Source organism: Mycobacterium sp. GA-1285, assembly GCF_001499905.1.
Classification (GTDB): Bacteria; Actinomycetota; Actinomycetes; order Mycobacteriales; family Mycobacteriaceae; genus Mycobacterium.
The window spans coordinates 81371-96845 of the sequence record NZ_LQIS01000003.1 but is presented as its reverse complement, the minus strand read 5'-3'; the positions used below and the strand labels follow the sequence as shown (position 1 = coordinate 96845).

Sequence of the window (15475 nt, the reverse complement as noted above, 5' to 3'; positions counted from 1 at the left end):
CGCCTGACGGCGTCGTCAGTTTCACGTACGGTGGGGCCGTGGCCGAAGTCGACCGCAGTCGCGTCATCGCCGCCAGTCCGACGCAGATCTGGGAAGTCCTCGCCGATTTCGGCGGCATCGCGTCGTGGCTTGACGTCGACCACTCCAGCATCCTGACGCGGGGACAGGACGGCGCGATGGTCGGAACCGCCCGGCGCGTGCAGATGGGGCGCAACACCCTGGTCGAAAACGTCACGGAGTGCGACCCGCAGTTCGTCCTCGCCTACGAGATCGAGGGCCTGCCCAAGTTCGTGGGCAAGGTCGGCAACCGCTGGAAGCTCGAACCGACCGGCGGTGGCGAGACGGTGGTGACGATCACCAGCACTGTGCGGAAGGGCCGCGGCAGAACGCAGCAACTCGTCGAACGGTTGGCCTGCCGGGCGTTGGCCCGCGGATCCGACACCATGCTCGCCGCGCTGGCGAGGCGATTGGAGAACAGCTCATGACAGATCGACCCGACATCATCATCGTGATGACCGACGAGGAGCGCGCCGTGCCGCCCTACGAGGCGCCCGACGTCCTCGCCTGGCGCCGAGACACGCTCACCGGGCGCGCCTGGTTCGACGAGCACGGCGTGAGCTTCCAACGGCACTACACCGGATCGTTGGCCTGTGTGCCCAGCCGTCCGACGATCTTCACCGGCCAGTACCCCGATCTACACGGCGTCACCCAGACCGACGGCATCGGCAAGGTCTACGACGACTCCCGCATGCGATGGCTGCGCCCGAACGAGGTGCCCACGCTCGGCAACTGGTTCCGCGCGGCAGGCTACGACACGCATTACGACGGCAAGTGGCACATCTCGCACGCCGACCTGACCGACCCGGCCACCGGTCACCCGCTGGCCACCAACGACGACGACGGCGTCGTCGACCCGAAGGCGGTGCAACGCTACCTCGACGCAGATCCGCTTGCGCCGTACGGCTTTTCGGGATGGGTCGGTCCCGAACCCCACGGTGCGCCGCTGGCCAACGCCGGGATCCGGCGGGATCCGCTGATCGCCGACCGCGTGGTGGCATGGCTCAAGGACCGCTATGACCGGCGCCGTGCGGGAGACGTCGACGCCATGCGGCCGTTCCTGCTGGTGGCCAGTTTCGTCAACCCACACGACATCGTGCTGTTCCCGGCGTGGCAGCGGCGCAGCCCGGTGCGCCCGTCGCATCTCGATCCGCCACCGATCCCTCCGGCGCCGACCGCCGACGAGGACCTGTCGACCAAGCCCGCCGCACAGATCGCGTTTCGGGAGGCCTACTACTCGGGTTACGGGCCGGCGCCGGCCATCGACCGCACCTACACCCGCCAGGCCCAGCGGTACCGAGACCTGTACTACCGGCTGCACGCCGAGGTCGACGGCCCGATCGACCGGGTGCGACGCGCGGTCACCGAGGGCAGCTCGGAGAACGCAGTGCTGGTCCGCACCTCGGATCACGGCGATCTGCTCGGCGCGCACGGCGGCCTGCACCAGAAGTGGTTCAACCTGTACGACGAGGCGACGCGGGTGCCGTTCGTGGTGGCGCGGATCGGTGCCCACGCGACTGAACCGCGGACGGTGACGGCGCCGACGTCGCACGTGGACATCGTCCCGACGTTGCTGGGCGCCGCCGGTGTCGACGTCGAGGCCGCGGCGGCGACGCTGGCCGAAACCTTCTCCGAGGTGCACGACCTGCCCGGCCGCGATCTGATGCCGGTGGTCGACGGCGGTCCGGTGGACGAATCGCGCGCGGTGTACGTGATGACGCGCGACAACGTGCTCGAAGGTGACACCGGCGCGTCGGGTCTGGCTCGCAAGCTGAAGTTGTCGGCGAAGCCGCCTGCGCCGCTGCGGATCAGGGTGCCGGCGCACGTCGCATCGAACTTCGAGGGTCTGGTCGTACGCGTCGACCAGGCCGGCGGTCAGGGCCATCTGTGGAAGCTGGTGCGGACCTTCGACGATCCGGCGACGTGGACAGAGCCAGGGGTGCGTCATCTCGCGGCGAACGGCATGGGCGGTGAGGCCTATCGGACGTCACCGCTCGACGACCAGTGGGAGCTGTACGACCTGACCGAGGACCCGACCGAGGCCCGCAACCGCTGGACTGATCCGGACCTGCACGACCTGCGTCAGCACCTGCGCATGCAGCTCAAGCAGTCCCGCGCACAATCCATACCGGAACGGAACACTCCCTGGCCGTACACCTCACGTCGCTCCCGAGTGTGAAACCTCGGCGAAATTCGGCCCGACAGTCGTTCAGCCGCGTCGACCTTCGCTGCGAAGTGTTTGCTGACCACCGAGCCGGAGGCTGTACGGTTCTCCGGGGTTGATATCCCAGTCTCGCGGTAAATGTCACGGCAGCGATCTGACATCCCGCCGCCAGTGGCCCAGCCACATCCTCAGCCGTGACCCGGCGCGCTGCCACCACCAGCGCCCCCGAGGTGAGTACAGTCGGGATGCCTGACAAGCTCCGCACCTCGCTCCGACCGAAGCGACGGATCACCTAGGTAGAGGAAATCGCCCGGCAGCGCTGCCGGGCCACGCAACACCTACATACGGCGTCGTCACGCCGGGAGCTGAAGGATCTAGTGAGTCAATTCACCGAGACGATGTACCGGAACGCCCGGTGGAGCACCAGAGGGATGGTCACCGGCGAGCCGGTCGTCCCCGTACGGCACACCTGGGCCGAAGTCAACGAACGGGCCAGCCGGATTTCGGGCGGGCTGGCCGCGGCGGGTATCGGACACGGCGACGCGGTCGCCGTGCTGGCCGGCGCCCCGGTCGAGATCGCGCCGACCGCGCAAGGCATCTGGATGCGCGGCGCCAGCCTGACCATGCTGCACCAACCCACACCCCGCACCGATTTGCTGCGCTGGGCCGAGGAAACCACCGCAGTGATCAACATGATCGCCGCGAAAGCCGTCGTCATCAGCGACCCGTTCATGGCTGCCGCACCAGTGCTGGACGGGTTGGGCATGACGGTGCTGACCATCGAGTCGCTGCTGGCAGGCGCTTCCATCGACCCGGTGGAGACGACCGACGACGACGTCGCTTTGATGCAACTGACGTCGGGGTCCACGGGTTCGCCGAAAGCTGTTCAGATCACTCACGCCAACATCGTCGCCAATGCGGAGGCCATGACGGTCGGCTGCGATTTCGACATCGACAACGACGTGATCATCAGTTGGCTGCCTTGCTTCCACGATATGGGGATGACGGGCTATTTGACCGTTCCGATGTACTTCGGCGCCGAGCTGGTCAAGATCACACCGATCGACTTCCTGAACGATACGCTGTTGTGGGCCAAGCTGATTCACAAGTACAAGGGCACCATGACGGCCGCCCCCAACTTCGCCTACACGCTGTTCGCCAAGCGGCTCCGGCGGCAGGCCACGCCAGGCGAGTATGACCTGTCGTCGCTGCGCTGGGCGTTGTCGGGCGCCGAACAGGTGGGTCCGCAGGACGTCGACGATCTCTGCGAGGCGGGCAAGCCGTTCGGTTTGCGACCTGAGGCGATCGTGCCGGCATAGGGAATGGCGGAAACGACGGTGGCCGTGTCGTTTTCCGAGTGCGGCCGCGGGATGGCGGTCGACGAGGTCGACGCCGATCTGCTGGCCGTGCTGCACCGCGCGGTCCCCACGGCCAAGGGCCACACCCGGCGGCTGGTCAGGCTCGGCAAGCCCTTGGACGGTCTGGAAGTACGGGTCATCGACGAGGACGGCGCGGACCTGCCCCCGCGCGGTGTTGGCGTCCTGGAGGTGCGTGGCGACCCGGTGACCAGGGGCTATACCACAGCGGCGGGGTTCATCCCGGCGCAGGACCAGCGCGGCTGGTACGACACCGGGGACCTCGGCTACCTCACCGAGGACGGCGAGATCGTGGTGTGCGGACGCGTCAAGGACGTCATCATCATGGCCGGTCGCAACATCTACCCGACCGACATCGAACGTGCCGCCGGTCGCGTCGACGGGGTGCGGCCCGGCTGCGCAGTAGCGGTGCGGTTGGATGCCGGGCTGTCGCGGGAGACATTCGCGGTGGCCGTCGAATGCAAGAACTTCGAGAATCCAAGCGAGGTACGCCGCGTGGAACGGCAGGTCACGCATGAGGTCTTCGCCGAGGTCGACGTGCGACCCCGCAACGTCGTGGTGCTCGCGCCGGGCATGATCCCGAAGACACCGTCAGGCAAGTTGCGGCGTGCGCACGCGTTGACGCTTGTGAGCTGATATCGCCGCGGCGCAATTCGGGCCGGAGACCAAGTCTCCTCGGCAGTCGATGTCCAAAAGTCCGGCAAGTCTCTGAAGGAGAAACGGGCGGACAAGCAGGCCAAGGCCGCCGCCAAATCGGCTTCCGCCGATGCGGTGGGCGATCTCAGGAAGCGCTGAGGCTAGTCACCTCAAGATCCTTTCGACCTGAATACCTCCGCTTGCTGAGCAAGCTGCCCGATGTTCACCACCACTACGCCGGCCAGCCGAATTTTCGTTCCGACGCCGTTTCGGGAGCGTCATCGCTCGTCGCCGTGAGGAACCGGTCGGGCAGGGCCAGCTTGTGGATGGTCCGTAGGGTCAAAAGGTATTGACGCACAAGCGATCCGGACGTGTAGGGCAGGCCGTACTCGTCACACAGGCCTCGGACCCGCACCGCGATCTGCGCAAGGCGGTTGCTCGGAAGGTCGGGGAACAGGTGGTGCTCGATCTGATAGCACAGGTTGCCACTCGAGAATGCCAGCAGGGGACCGGCTTTGAAGTTGGCGGCGCCCAGCATCTGACGCAGGTACCAGTGTGCGCGGCTCTCCTCGTCGACGGCGTCGGCGGTGAACTTCTCGGCCCCATCGGGAAAGTGACCGCAGAAGATCACCACATACGCCCACAGATTGCGGAGGAGGTTGGCGACCGCGTTCGCGGCCAGGGCACGACGCCAGCGCCGTCCGTTCAGCGCCGGGAAGACCACGTAATCCTTGACGGCCTGGCGGGCGATCTTGCGAGCCAGCTTCCTTCTCTCCAGCGTCACGCGCTCGGTGTCCCCCTGGGCGCGGTCGCGTTCGGAGTGAACGCCGTGCAGGGCGATTCCCCACTCGAAAATGCTCGCCAACAACAGGTTTCGCAGCGGCTGCAGTAGATGAACGGGACTCCACGGAATGTCCCGGGTGATCCGCATGATGCCGAACCCGAGGTCGTCGTCCACGCCCACGACGTTGCTGAACACATGGTGGCGGTAATTGTGCGAGTACCGCCATTGCGACGAGACAGCGACCATGTCCCATTCCCATGTACTGGAATGGATTTCAGGATCGTTCAGCCAATCCCATTGGCCATGGCTGACGTTGTGGCCGATCTCCATGTTCTCGACGCTCTTGGCGAACGCCAACGCGGCCGTGCCCAGTAGCCACCCGGTACGGGACCGGCTGGTGCCGATGAGCAGCCGCGCGAGCACTTCGAGCGCTCGCTGGAACTTGATGGTCCGGCGGATGTAGGCCGCGTCGCGTTCCCCGAGCGAGTCTTCGACCTCACGGCGGATAGCGTCCAGCTCGGCACCGAGGGCCTCGATGTCCGCCTTGGTCAAATGGGTATACGCACCGACATCGGTGATTGCCAATAGGTGTCCTGTAGGCGTTCGGGTGGTGGGGCGGGCTCGTGTGTGAACCCGGCGTGATTGCGGACCACCGGCCGAAATCGACGGAGACGACGCAGTGCGTCGGCGTTGCCGCCAGTCTAGAGAAGCTCGCCAGGCGTGTCGATGCCGCTGCACAAAGGCCCACATCGTCGGCCATCGGCTCACCGCGGCCATACGACGGTTCGCGTCGCGGGATCCGTCGCAGCGCCTAGCCTGATGTGATGCTGACCGAGCTGATCGAGTTGCCCGCAGGCACCTTCCGGATGGGGTCGGTCGACTTCTATCCCGAGGAGGCGCCCGTCCACGATGTGGCCGTGGAATCGTTCTCGATCGAGCGCCACCCGGTCACCAACGCCCGGTTCGCCGAGTTCGTCGCCGACACCGGGTACATCACGCTTGCCGAGCAGGAGCTCGACCCCGCCGCCTACCCGGGCGCGTCGCCCGAGGACCTCGTTCCCGGCGCACTCGTGTTCCGCCCGACCCGCGGACCGGTCGACCTTCGCGACTGGCGGCAGTGGTGGACCTGGGTGCCGGGCGCCAGCTGGCGACACCCGTTCGGGCCAGGATCCTCGATCGACGACCGACTCGACCACCCCGTCGTGCAGGTCGCCTATCCGGACGCGGCCGCCTACGCCGCCTGGGCGGGCCGCCGCCTGCCGACCGAAGCTCAGTGGGAGTACGCGGCGCGAGCCGGATCCCGTTCCCGATACGCCTGGGGCGACGACCCGCAGCCCGACGGACGCCTGATGGCGAACACATGGCAGGGCCGCTTCCCGTACCGCAACCAGGGAGCGCTGGGCTGGGTCGGCACCTCGCCGGTGGGCACCTTCCCGCCCAACGCACTCGGCCTGGTCGACATGATCGGCAACGTCTGGGAATGGACGACGACGCCGTACGGGCCGCGCCATCGCCCCGACGCCCAGAAGGGCTGTTGCGCGCCGCCGACCGGTGACCCGTCGAAATTCCAGACACTCAAGGGCGGCTCACACCTGTGCGCACCCGAGTACTGCCATCGCTACCGTCCGGCCGCCCGGTCGTCTCAATCGCAAGACAGCGCCACCACGCACATCGGATTCCGCTGCGTCGCCGACTGATGGACCGCGTAGGCTACGCGGCCTGCGTGATGTGCGATCCACCAGGCCTTTGCCGAGGCAACGGATTATTGACACCCGTGACAATCCGGCGTTGAGTCTAAGTGCCTTCGCGTCCACCTGAGGGCGCGCCGAGGCTTGCACCCGGCCGCCCGGCCCCGCGCAAATCGATCGAAGGGGCTGCTCATGTTGGACGTGGACTATTGCGTCGTGGGTGCCGGATTCGCCGGCCTGACCGCGGCGCTGCGCTTGAAGCAGGCGGGCCACTCGGTGGCGCTGCTGGAAGCCCGCGACCGCGTCGGTGGCCGCACCTTCACCGAGGTGCGCGACGACGGAGCGTGGATCGACCGCGGCGGTGCGTGGATCGGCCCCGGACAGGACGCGATCTACGCGCTCATGAAGGAATTCGGGGTCCCGAGCTACAAGCAGTACACCGACGGCGACGCGATGATGTACGTCGACGGCAAGAAGTACCGCTACACCGGGACGATCCCGTTGTCGATGAGCCCGTGGGCGGTCGCCAACATCGGCGCGGTCTTCCTCGAGCTGACGCAGATGTGCAAGGGCATCCCGATCGAAGCACCGTGGACCGCGCGCAAGGCGCAGAAGTGGGACCAGATCAGTTGGGCGGCGTGGCTGGACAGGAATACGTTGTCCAAGCCCGCTCGCGAACTGTTGGAAAGCGCCGTTGCGGGGCTGTATACGTCTGCGCCGTCAGAGATCTCACTGCTGTTCGTGCTGTATCAGATGGCGGCGGCGGGCGGCCCGAGCTTCGTACTGGGGGTCAAGGACGCTGCCGAGGACGAGCGCCCCGTCGGCGGCATGGGCGCCATTCACCGTGCGGTCACGGCCGAACTCGGCGACGTCATCCACCTGTCGCAGCCGGTGCGCAGCGTCGAGCAGAATGCCGACGCGGTGATCGTGCGCTCCGAGGACATGGTGGTCACCGCGCGCCGAGCGATCGTCGCGGTGCCGATCTCTATAGCAAGCCAGATCCTCTATGAGCCAATGCTTCCCGCGGATCGCTCGTTTCTGCATCAGCGGATGCCCAGTGGGGCGGTCTACAAGATCGCCCTGGTGTTCGACGAGCCCTTCTGGCGGGCCGATGGTCTGTCAGGACAGTCGTTCGGGCCGGGATCACCTGCGAACCTGACGATCGACTCGTGCACGGACACCGGGACTCCCGGGATGCTCACCGTCATCACCGAAGGACCGAAGGCGCGTCGGTTGACCGGCCTCGACGACGACGAGCGTAAGAGCGCGGTGCTGGCCGCTGTCGCGGAAAGATTTGGCGACAAAGCACTTTCCCCGGTGGACTACGTCGAGCAGAACTGGACCGTCGAACGGTACTCCGGCGGCGGGATGATCGCCCACGCCCCACCGGGTGTGCTCACGGAGTTCGGCCCCGCGCTGCGCGAGCCCTGCGGGCGCATCCACTGGGCCGGCACGGAGACCTCGGCGGTGATGTATGGGTTCATCGACGGCGCCGTGCGTTCCGGCGAGCGCGCCGCGACGGAGGTCATGGAGCGCGAAGCGGTGGCGGTTGTGTGACCGAAGGGTCACTCACCGGGTCGTGCGCTTCACGCCACGCCTGCCAGATTTCGGGGCGCAGCCGACCGCGGTCGGGTACCGGCAGGCCCGCACCGCGTGCCCATGCGCGGACTTCGGCGGTGGTGGGTCCCCCATCCGGGCCCGCGGCTGCGGGTGTCGCGATGTCGATCTGCGTTCTGGAAATGCGCTGCAGCGCAGCCTCTTCGGTGCTGGCCCAGGTGTGTGCAGCCGCAAGAAAGCGGTACGTCCATTCCTCGGCGAGCTGACGTGTCTCACAGAAGACGATCGGCACTCCGGGCCATCGAATCTGCAGCTCCGCGAGGGCATCGGCGACCACGGCGGGGCGGACGAAATTGTGCCGAAACAGCTGCGAGTAGCGGTCTTCCACCACAACCGCCGCGCGCGGAAGCGCCGAAAGATGGGCAACCTGAAATCGAAGCTTGCCGTTGGTCAGACCGGACACAAGATCGGGCAGTGATTTTCGTTCCACGCTGGCGACCAGCGACCCGTCGACGGTGATCCCGTAGTCACCGCACGGCAGCGCCCGCTTCACGATGTCGACCTGCTGCGAGCTGAACGTGTAGGCGTACCGCTCATGCGAGTCCACCAGCACCTGCAACTCTTCGATGCCTTGTGCACGCGCGGTCGGCGTCCGCACGTTGGGGCGTGCTTGTTTACGGGTGCGCGGCGACTGCCAGAACACCACCTCGCGGCCCCGGGCAGTGGTGAAGACCAGCTGGGAGCGGTTCTCCCTCCCCCGCTGGAGGATCACGTCGATGGCCGCGCCTCGGCGCCGGCATGATCGGAGTGGAAGCCGTTCGATGACCTCGGCGTCGGCGGGCCATTCGTCGAGGCTCATCGGGTGGCAGTACAGCGCCTTGACGCGAGGCCAGGTCCCCGACGTCCGGAACACCAGATCCCCGCCCGGTTGGGGAAGTCGCAGGAGGTACCGCAGCCGCGAATCCGGCTGCGGGTTCGCCGCGATCACCAATTCCGCCACGCGCTCCAGTCTGCCCGGTTTCGCCAGGATGCGGCAAAACACCGCGGATCTGTTCGGCAAGCCGGTGTTCACCGCCGAAGAGTTCTTCGCGTGGCTGGCGGATCGCTGATTCAAGTTCAGGCGCACCATGTCCGCAATTGGGTAGCGATCTCATGCACATCGTCGATCACACCTGACGCGATGGCGATCATGAAGTCGAAGCGCGCATCCTCATCAGCTGTCACCCACTCATCGTTGAGACCGAGAAACACCTGACACGCCGTCCACGCCAAGCGCTTATTGCCGTCGACGAGCGCATGGTTGCGGCAAAGCGAATGCAGCATCGCGGCCGCCTTCGTGTGGATGTCGGGATACGCCTCGGCCCCGCCGACGATGGTCCTCGGACGTGCCGCCGCCGATTCCAGCAGGCCGTAATCCCTGACGATGACCTCGCCCGGAACAGCCCGCTCAGCGATCAACTGCAGGTCGTCGAGGTCCAGATAGACGGTCATGTGTCGGCGAGGCGCCGCAGCAAACCTTGCTCACGTTCGATCACCTTGTCCAACACGGCTTTTACGTCGTTCTGATGAGAGCGACGCTCGATGTACTCGTCGATGGCCGAAAGCGCCACCGCCTGCATCGAACGCCCCTCGGCCTCGGCCTGCCGGCGCAGCGCTTCCGTCTGCTTCTCGCTGGTCCGTAGTGTCATGCCCATTCGCGCGATGATACCACTCTGATACCACACTCCCGATCGATCGTGTCGCCCCCGGAAGTATGGTCGACTCATGGCGAACGTGAAGACGCGTGTCGAGCGGGTTGCCGAGGCGCTGCTGGACGAACGAGGAGCGGTCCGAACCATCGACGTTCTCGTGGGCCTGGGCTGGCTCGCGCAACCGAACATCGAGCGGTGGGATCAGGGCCGCTTGCCACGGTTGGAGATGCGCGTGCAGGTCGGCGGCGATAAGGTCGTCGAAGCCGCGGAAGCCCTGCGGCACTGGGCCGAAGAGCGCGGACTCGAACGCCGTGAAGCCAGCTATGGCGACCTCATCTTCACCGCCGACGGCGATCCCGACGTCGAACAGGCTTACCGCACGCACTGGGCGACGGCGAACCACGTGCAGCCGGTGCCCGAGCAGCCGCGTCCCCGCGACATCGTCGTGATCTCACCGCACAACGCATGGGACTGTGCGGCCTGCGGCGAGGCCCACGACCCCGGTGATCTCCTTCTCAAGAGCACGGTGGGCACCCTGTGTCTCGACTGCGCCGACCTCGGCCACCTCGAGTTCCTACCATCCGGTGACGCCGCGCTCACCCGCCGCGCCAAGAAGGCTAGCCGGCTGTCCGCCGTGGTGGTGCGCTGGGCCAGGCGACGCAATCGCTACGAACGACAGGGCATTCTGGCCGAGCCGGCAGCTATCGAACAGGCCGCGCAAGAATGTCTGTCGGACGCAGACATCCGGGCAAGGCGCCGCGACCGCGACAAGATTCGTCGCGCCGATGAGGACGTGCGCTTCCAGGCCGAGTTCGCCGCCGCGATCCGTGCGCAGTTTCCCGGATGTCCTGCCGCCCGTGCGGAGGCGATCGCATTGCACGCCGCCGCCCGCGGAAGCGGCAGAGTGGGGCGCAGTGCCGCTGCGCGACAGCTGAATTCAGAGGCAGTCCTACTCGCCGTCGCCGCGTCGATCCGCCATATCGACACCGATTACGACGACCTGCTCATGTCCGGTGTCGACCGCGATACCGCCAGGGCGCGGGTGTACGACCGCGTCGAGGATGTCCTCACCGCCTGGCGCGAGGGTGCCACCATGCTCGACACCTGACGCGATTTCAACTGTCACACCATAGATCTCGGTGGACACCGCATCGCGGCGTAGGTCAACGTATCCCCCAGTTCCCGACGGCCGAAACGACATGTCGCCAGTCGGGCGCGACGATCGAGCCGTTGCTGACCGGTGAGCGGGGCGATGCGTGCCGCGTGGGCGAGATCGCTGTCGTCGCGCTCGACGATCTGCAACTCGAGGTCGAATTCACAGAGGCCAATAAGGCGAATGGCGTCGTCGAGACTCACTGCTGTGCGTCCTGGCGGTGGAAGTACCGCCACAGCCGCGCGCCCCCGGAGAGCGCCACGAGCACGCCGAGGCCGCCGATCACGATGCCGGCGAACAGCGACAGAAACATCGGATCGACGGAGTCGCCGGTCGTCCCGGCTCCGAATATCCCGCCGACGAGGAACCCGAACAGCGGTGCCAGCACGGCGACTGCCGTTCCCAGCAGCGCCCGCCACAGGCCGGGCGGCGTCGGCTCGAGCACGACGGGACGGCCGTCGTCCGGGGCAACGTCGGACTCGCCGACGGCCGCGGGGTCAGGTGTGGTGCTACTCATCGGATTTCACCCTCCTGATGTGGGGAACCGCCTCACTGGGGCCGCCGGTGTCGACGGCCTTGTCGGACCGTGAACCTTCGAGGAACGGGCGCACGATGTCCATCGGGATCGGGAAGACGACGGTGGAGTTCTGGTCGGCGCCGAGTTCGAGCAGGGTCTGCAGATACCGCAATTGCAGTGACGCCGGGCTCTCGCTGAGGGTGATCGCGGCGTCGCGCAGTTCGGTCGACGCCTGCAGTTCGCCGCGTGCGCTGATCACCTTCGCGCGCCGTTCCCGTTCGGCCTCCGCCTCGCGGGCCATCGCCCGCTGCATCATCTCGGGGATCTCGACGTCCTTGATCTCGACGACCTCGACGACGACTCCCCACGGTTCGGTCTGCTTCGCGATCGACGCCGCGAGATCCTCGTTGAGATCGGCGCGGTGCGCCAGCAGCGTGTCGAGGTCCGCGCGTCCCACGACCGAACGCAGCGTGGTCTGCGCGATCTGCGACGTCGCGATCGCGAAGTTCTCCACGGCCATCACCGATTTCGTGGGATCGGTCACCCGAAACAGCACGACGGCGTTGACGCGCGCGGTCACGTTGTCGCGGGTGATGACCTCCTGCGGCGGAATCGTCAGGGTCACCGTCCGCAGGTCCACTCGCACGAGCTTGTCGATGCCAGGCAGGACGACGACGATGCCGGGCCCCAGCGGTCCGCGCAGCCGGCCGAGGCGAAACGCCACCCCACGCTCGTACTCCTTGACCACGCGTACCGACGCGACCGCGACCGCCAGCAGCGCGATCGCGAAGAACACCACGACCACCAACCACGCGTCCATCAGAGCACCTCCCGCGATTCGGCTCGCCGGTCGGACGCATACGAGCTACGACGCCGGATCTCCGCTTTGGCCAACCGCTCTCGTTCCTCGACGTTCTCGTCGAGCGACTGGAACACGACCCCGTCCGGCACCGCGGGGGTGCGGCGCAGATGCGACCACAGCGGCAACGACAGCACACCGACGACGACGGCGGTTCCCAGCAGCAGCAGCGCCTCCGGCGCGGTGTCGGCCGCGATCGCGGTCACCAGGGGCAGGATGACCGCGATGACGGTGACGGCGCAGGCGATTCCGCGGTGGAACCGCGCCGCTTCCGATGCCGGCCAACTGTCGATCGCCCGGCTCACCTCGCGTCCGTCATGCGACGAGGTGCAGGTGTGCTTGACCGGGCAGGCGTTGCAGATCGACGGGGTGCCCCGGTAGCGCATGACCCGGTTGTCGGGGTCAAAGGACGTGGGCCACAACCACTGATCCTCCGGGCATTGCCAAGCATCGTGGTCCTCGTGGTAGACGAATGCGCCCGTGCGGTGCCCCTCGATTTTGGCTGCAGCGCGCCGGGCGAATGTGTCGATCCCGTAGGCAATGGCGACGAGCACCAGCGCGTAGCCGATCGTCAGCCAGGCGGCGATCCCGATGCCGGCGATCACGGGCCCTCACCGCTTTCGTCGGGCGTCACCCGCCGGTCCGACGCGTACCGACTGCGTCCCGGTACCGCCATACCGGTGCGGTCCTCCTCGGCGTGGGCGTGCTCCTCGACGAACAACGTCTCGGCGGGCAGCGTGTGTGTGGTCGCCTTGATGCCGTAACGCACACCGAGCCAGGCGATCCAGACCAACGGCAGGACGCCGCCGAGGATGAACAGGAAGTCACCGGGCATGCGCAGCCACTCGAGCACGACGTTGCCCGACTGGGTGATGTAGTTCAAGGTGCGGGCCTCGTAGTAGCCGTCGTTGACCGAGTGCCACAGCTGCAGCACGCCGAGCGGCAGCAGCGTGGCGAACACCATCCACGCCAACCCGATGTTGAGCGACCAGAACGACAGCTTCGCCAGCTTCTCCGGCCAGCGTTGCGGCGGGATGATGTAGCGAAGCGCGAAGAGCGCCAAACCGACGGCGAGCATGCCGTAGACGCCCATCATCGCGCCGTGCGCGTGGTTGGCCGTCAGCGCGGTGCCGATCTGGTAGTACGACACGATCGGCAGGTTGATCAGGAAGCCGAAAATGCCTGCGCCGACGAAGTTCCAGAAGCCGACGGCGACCAGGAACATCACCGCCCATCGGTGTGGGAACGGCGCGCTGCTGCGCGACTGCTGCCGCGAACCCAGCTGCAGGAACGTCCACGCCTCGACGGTCAGGAACGTCAGCGGGATGACCTCCAGCGCGGAGAAGAACGCGCCAAGAGCCATGTGCTCCACAGGAGTTCCGGAGAAGTACAGGTGGTGCATCGTGCCGATCACGCCGCCCATGGAGTACAGGATGATGTCGAGGAAGATCAGCTGGATCGCGATCTTGCGTCGCACCACGCCCAACATCACGAAGATGTAGGCGACCATGACCGTGGTGAACAGCTCGAGGAAGTCCTCGACCCACAGGTGCACCACCCAGAACCGCCAGAATTCGGCGACGGTCAAGTGGGTTTCGGTGCCGGCGAGCATGCCGACGGCGTAGAACGCGGGGATGGCCAGCCCGGCGTAGAAGAACAGCCACGGCATGTTGAGCTTGCTCTCGGTTTTCAGCCGAGACCGGATCGCGCGGAAGATGATCGCCATCCACAGGAACAGCCCGATCACCAGCAACGCCTGCCAGAAGCGCGGCAGGTCAAGGTATTCCCACTGCTGGTCGAAGAAGATCGAGCCCTTCGCCCACTCGACGCCGAAGGTGCTCAGCGCCGTGCCGATCAGGGTGCCGGCGACGACGACGAACAACGCGCCGAGCAGGCCGTAAGTCAGCCAGGACTGCCGGCGCGGTTCGCGGCCGGAGATGATCGGCGCCAGGAAGATCCCCGCGGCGAGGAACGACGCCGCGGTCCACAGCAGCGACAGCTGCACGTGCCAGGTCCGCGCCAGGTTGAACGGCAGCAGCTGGGCCAGGTCCAGACCGAAGAAGTTGCTCAGCTCGGCGCGGTAATGCTCGATCGCGCCGCCCAGTATCGCCTGGGCAAGGAAGAGCACCACGACGACGAGGAAGAACCACGCGGTCGCCTTCTGGGACGGGGTGATCGCGACCTCGCCGGGCTGGCGGAACTTCAGCGACGGGGTTTCGGTTGCATGCCAACCGATTTTGCGGCTCCACCGGCCGTAGAGGGCGAACAACGCGCCGAGCCCGGCGAGCAGCGCGATCAGCGACATCGCCGACCAGACCAGGATGTCGGCTGTCGGGGTGTTGTTGACGCGCTGTTCGGGTGGCCAGTTGTTGGTGTACGAGTAGGAGTGGCCGTCGCGTTGGGCCGCACTGGCCCAGGCGGTCCAGCTGAAAAACGCTGTCAGCTCCTTGATTTCCTGCGGGTCGGTGATGACCTGCGGGATGAGGCCGTACTCGGTGGAATCGGTGCCGAAGAAGTCGGCGTAGTAATCGCGGATCTTCTCGAAGGCGCTCACCTGCTCGGCGGTGAACTGCAGCGTTCCGGTTGCCTCGTCGTAGCGGTTGGTCCGCATCATCTCGACGACGGAGGCGGTCGGGTCCTGCGCTCCGGCGTCGCGCAGTTCCTGGCCGACGTGGTCGGCGGACAGCCGCAGGTATTCGGCGGTGTAGTCCGGTCCGAGGTAGCCGCCGTGACCCATCACCGACCCGTACTGCTGCAGCCCGCGGCGAAGGAAGATCTGCTGCCCGGCGGTGATGTCTTGCTCGGTGTAGAGCGTCTGGCCGTCGGGTCCGACGACGCGCTGCGGCAGCGGCATCGAGTCGGAGTAGGTCCGGGCGGCCAGCATGCCCATGATCAGGAAGCCGAACACCATCACCAGGGCGACGCCCTGGACCCAGCCTTTGGAGATGGCGAGTTCTGCCTTGCTCGGCGCGGGCTCCAAGAACTGATCTGTC

The 15475-nt window shown here is 66.7% G+C and carries 14 protein-coding genes and 1 pseudogene; 6 read left to right on the top strand and 9 right to left on the bottom strand.

Annotated features, from left to right (window positions below):
* Nucleotides 1-38 precede the first annotated feature (38 nt).
* The 3 genes and pseudogenes from AU193_RS03220 (at nt 39) to AU193_RS03210 (ending at nt 4233) form a co-directional block, all read left to right on the top strand.
* The gene (locus AU193_RS03220) at nt 39-485 is read left to right on the top strand and encodes an SRPBCC family protein (RefSeq protein ID WP_064420905.1); all 447 of its coding nucleotides are present in this window, start codon (nt 39-41) and stop codon (nt 483-485) included.
* Entirely contained in the window at nt 482-2236 is a 1755-nt protein-coding gene (locus tag AU193_RS03215; RefSeq protein WP_064420904.1) for a sulfatase-like hydrolase/transferase, read from the top strand. The genes AU193_RS03220 and AU193_RS03215 overlap by 4 nt, the downstream gene beginning before the upstream one ends.
* Nucleotides 2237-2598: 362 nt before the next feature.
* A pseudogene (locus tag AU193_RS03210) lies at nt 2599-4233 on the top strand (fatty acyl-AMP ligase).
* Between the two features lie 232 nt (nt 4234-4465).
* Here the strand turns inward: AU193_RS03210 and AU193_RS03205 are convergent.
* A complete protein-coding gene (locus AU193_RS03205) occupies nt 4466-5602 on the bottom strand; it encodes a fatty acid desaturase (RefSeq protein WP_064420903.1) in 1137 nt (378 codons plus the stop codon).
* A 239-nt stretch (nt 5603-5841) separates the two neighbouring features.
* On the opposite strand from AU193_RS03205, the gene AU193_RS03200 reads away from it, so the two are divergent.
* Both AU193_RS03200 and AU193_RS03195 read left to right on the top strand, forming a co-directional pair.
* The gene (locus AU193_RS03200; RefSeq protein WP_064420965.1) at nt 5842-6714 is read left to right on the top strand and encodes a formylglycine-generating enzyme family protein; all 873 of its coding nucleotides are present in this window, start codon (nt 5842-5844) and stop codon (nt 6712-6714) included.
* Between the two features lie 183 nt (nt 6715-6897).
* Complete coding sequence (locus AU193_RS03195) at nt 6898-8262, top strand: flavin monoamine oxidase family protein (protein ID WP_064420902.1); 1365 nt, start codon at nt 6898-6900, stop codon at nt 8260-8262.
* On the opposite strand, the gene AU193_RS03190 is transcribed toward AU193_RS03195, so the two are convergent.
* The 3 genes from AU193_RS03190 to AU193_RS03180 form a co-directional block, all read right to left on the bottom strand.
* Nucleotides 8231-9262, bottom strand: a complete 1032-nt coding sequence (locus AU193_RS03190) for an ERCC4 domain-containing protein (protein WP_064420964.1) — start codon at nt 9260-9262, stop codon at nt 8231-8233. The two genes, AU193_RS03195 and AU193_RS03190, sit on opposite strands and share 32 nt — an antisense overlap.
* Before the next feature lie 116 nt (nt 9263-9378).
* Complete coding sequence (locus AU193_RS03185; protein ID WP_064420901.1) at nt 9379-9753, bottom strand: type II toxin-antitoxin system death-on-curing family toxin; 375 nt, start codon at nt 9751-9753, stop codon at nt 9379-9381.
* Nucleotides 9750-9956 carry a hypothetical protein gene (locus AU193_RS03180; RefSeq protein WP_064420963.1) on the bottom strand — a complete coding sequence of 69 codons (207 nt, stop codon included), beginning with the start codon at nt 9954-9956 and terminating at the stop codon, nt 9750-9752. The genes AU193_RS03185 and AU193_RS03180 overlap by 4 nt, the downstream gene beginning before the upstream one ends.
* 70 nt (nt 9957-10026) lie before the next feature.
* Here AU193_RS03180 and AU193_RS03175 point away from each other — a divergent pair, with 70 nt between their 5' ends.
* Entirely contained in the window at nt 10027-11061 is a 1035-nt protein-coding gene (locus AU193_RS03175; protein ID WP_064420900.1) for a DUF2293 domain-containing protein, read from the top strand.
* A 14-nt stretch (nt 11062-11075) separates the two neighbouring features.
* Here the strand turns inward: AU193_RS03175 and AU193_RS03170 are convergent, their stop codons facing one another.
* Genes AU193_RS03170 through AU193_RS03150 form a run of 5 tightly spaced genes read right to left on the bottom strand, consistent with a single transcriptional unit; the run spans nt 11076 to nt 15393 of the window.
* The gene (locus tag AU193_RS03170; protein ID WP_064420899.1) at nt 11076-11309 is read right to left on the bottom strand and encodes a hypothetical protein; all 234 of its coding nucleotides are present in this window, start codon (nt 11307-11309) and stop codon (nt 11076-11078) included.
* Nucleotides 11306-11623 (bottom strand): hypothetical protein, encoded by a 318-nt coding sequence (locus AU193_RS03165; protein WP_064420898.1) that lies wholly within the window; start codon nt 11621-11623, stop codon nt 11306-11308. Before AU193_RS03165 ends, AU193_RS03170 begins: the two co-directional genes overlap by 4 nt.
* Nucleotides 11616-12443, bottom strand: a complete 828-nt coding sequence (locus tag AU193_RS03160; protein ID WP_064420897.1) for an SPFH domain-containing protein — start codon at nt 12441-12443, stop codon at nt 11616-11618. Before AU193_RS03160 ends, AU193_RS03165 begins: the two co-directional genes overlap by 8 nt.
* Nucleotides 12443-13087 carry a hypothetical protein gene (locus tag AU193_RS03155; protein WP_064420896.1) on the bottom strand — a complete coding sequence of 215 codons (645 nt, stop codon included), beginning with the start codon at nt 13085-13087 and terminating at the stop codon, nt 12443-12445. Before AU193_RS03155 ends, AU193_RS03160 begins: the two co-directional genes overlap by 1 nt.
* Entirely contained in the window at nt 13084-15393 is a 2310-nt protein-coding gene (locus AU193_RS03150; RefSeq protein WP_253867592.1) for a nitric-oxide reductase large subunit, read from the bottom strand. The genes AU193_RS03155 and AU193_RS03150 overlap by 4 nt, the downstream gene beginning before the upstream one ends.
* Between the last annotated feature and the right edge of the window lie 82 nt (nt 15394-15475).

Coding starts and splice junctions, on each gene's coding strand:
- AU193_RS03215 (WP_064420904.1), top strand. CDS start 482: ATGACAGATCGACCCGACATCATCATCGTGATGACCGACGAGGAGCGC.
- AU193_RS03200 (WP_064420965.1), top strand. CDS start 5,842: ATGCTGACCGAGCTGATCGAGTTGCCCGCAGGCACCTTCCGGATGGGG.
- AU193_RS03195 (WP_064420902.1), top strand. CDS start 6,898: ATGTTGGACGTGGACTATTGCGTCGTGGGTGCCGGATTCGCCGGCCTG.
- AU193_RS03185 (WP_064420901.1), bottom strand. CDS start 9,753: ATGACCGTCTATCTGGACCTCGACGACCTGCAGTTGATCGCTGAGCGG.
- AU193_RS03180 (WP_064420963.1), bottom strand. CDS start 9,956: ATGGGCATGACACTACGGACCAGCGAGAAGCAGACGGAAGCGCTGCGC.
- AU193_RS03175 (WP_064420900.1), top strand. CDS start 10,027: ATGGCGAACGTGAAGACGCGTGTCGAGCGGGTTGCCGAGGCGCTGCTG.
- AU193_RS03165 (WP_064420898.1), bottom strand. CDS start 11,623: ATGAGTAGCACCACACCTGACCCCGCGGCCGTCGGCGAGTCCGACGTT.
- AU193_RS03160 (WP_064420897.1), bottom strand. CDS start 12,443: ATGGACGCGTGGTTGGTGGTCGTGGTGTTCTTCGCGATCGCGCTGCTG.
- AU193_RS03150 (WP_253867592.1), bottom strand. CDS start 15,393: ATGGTGTTCGGCTTCCTGATCATGGGCATGCTGGCCGCCCGGACCTAC.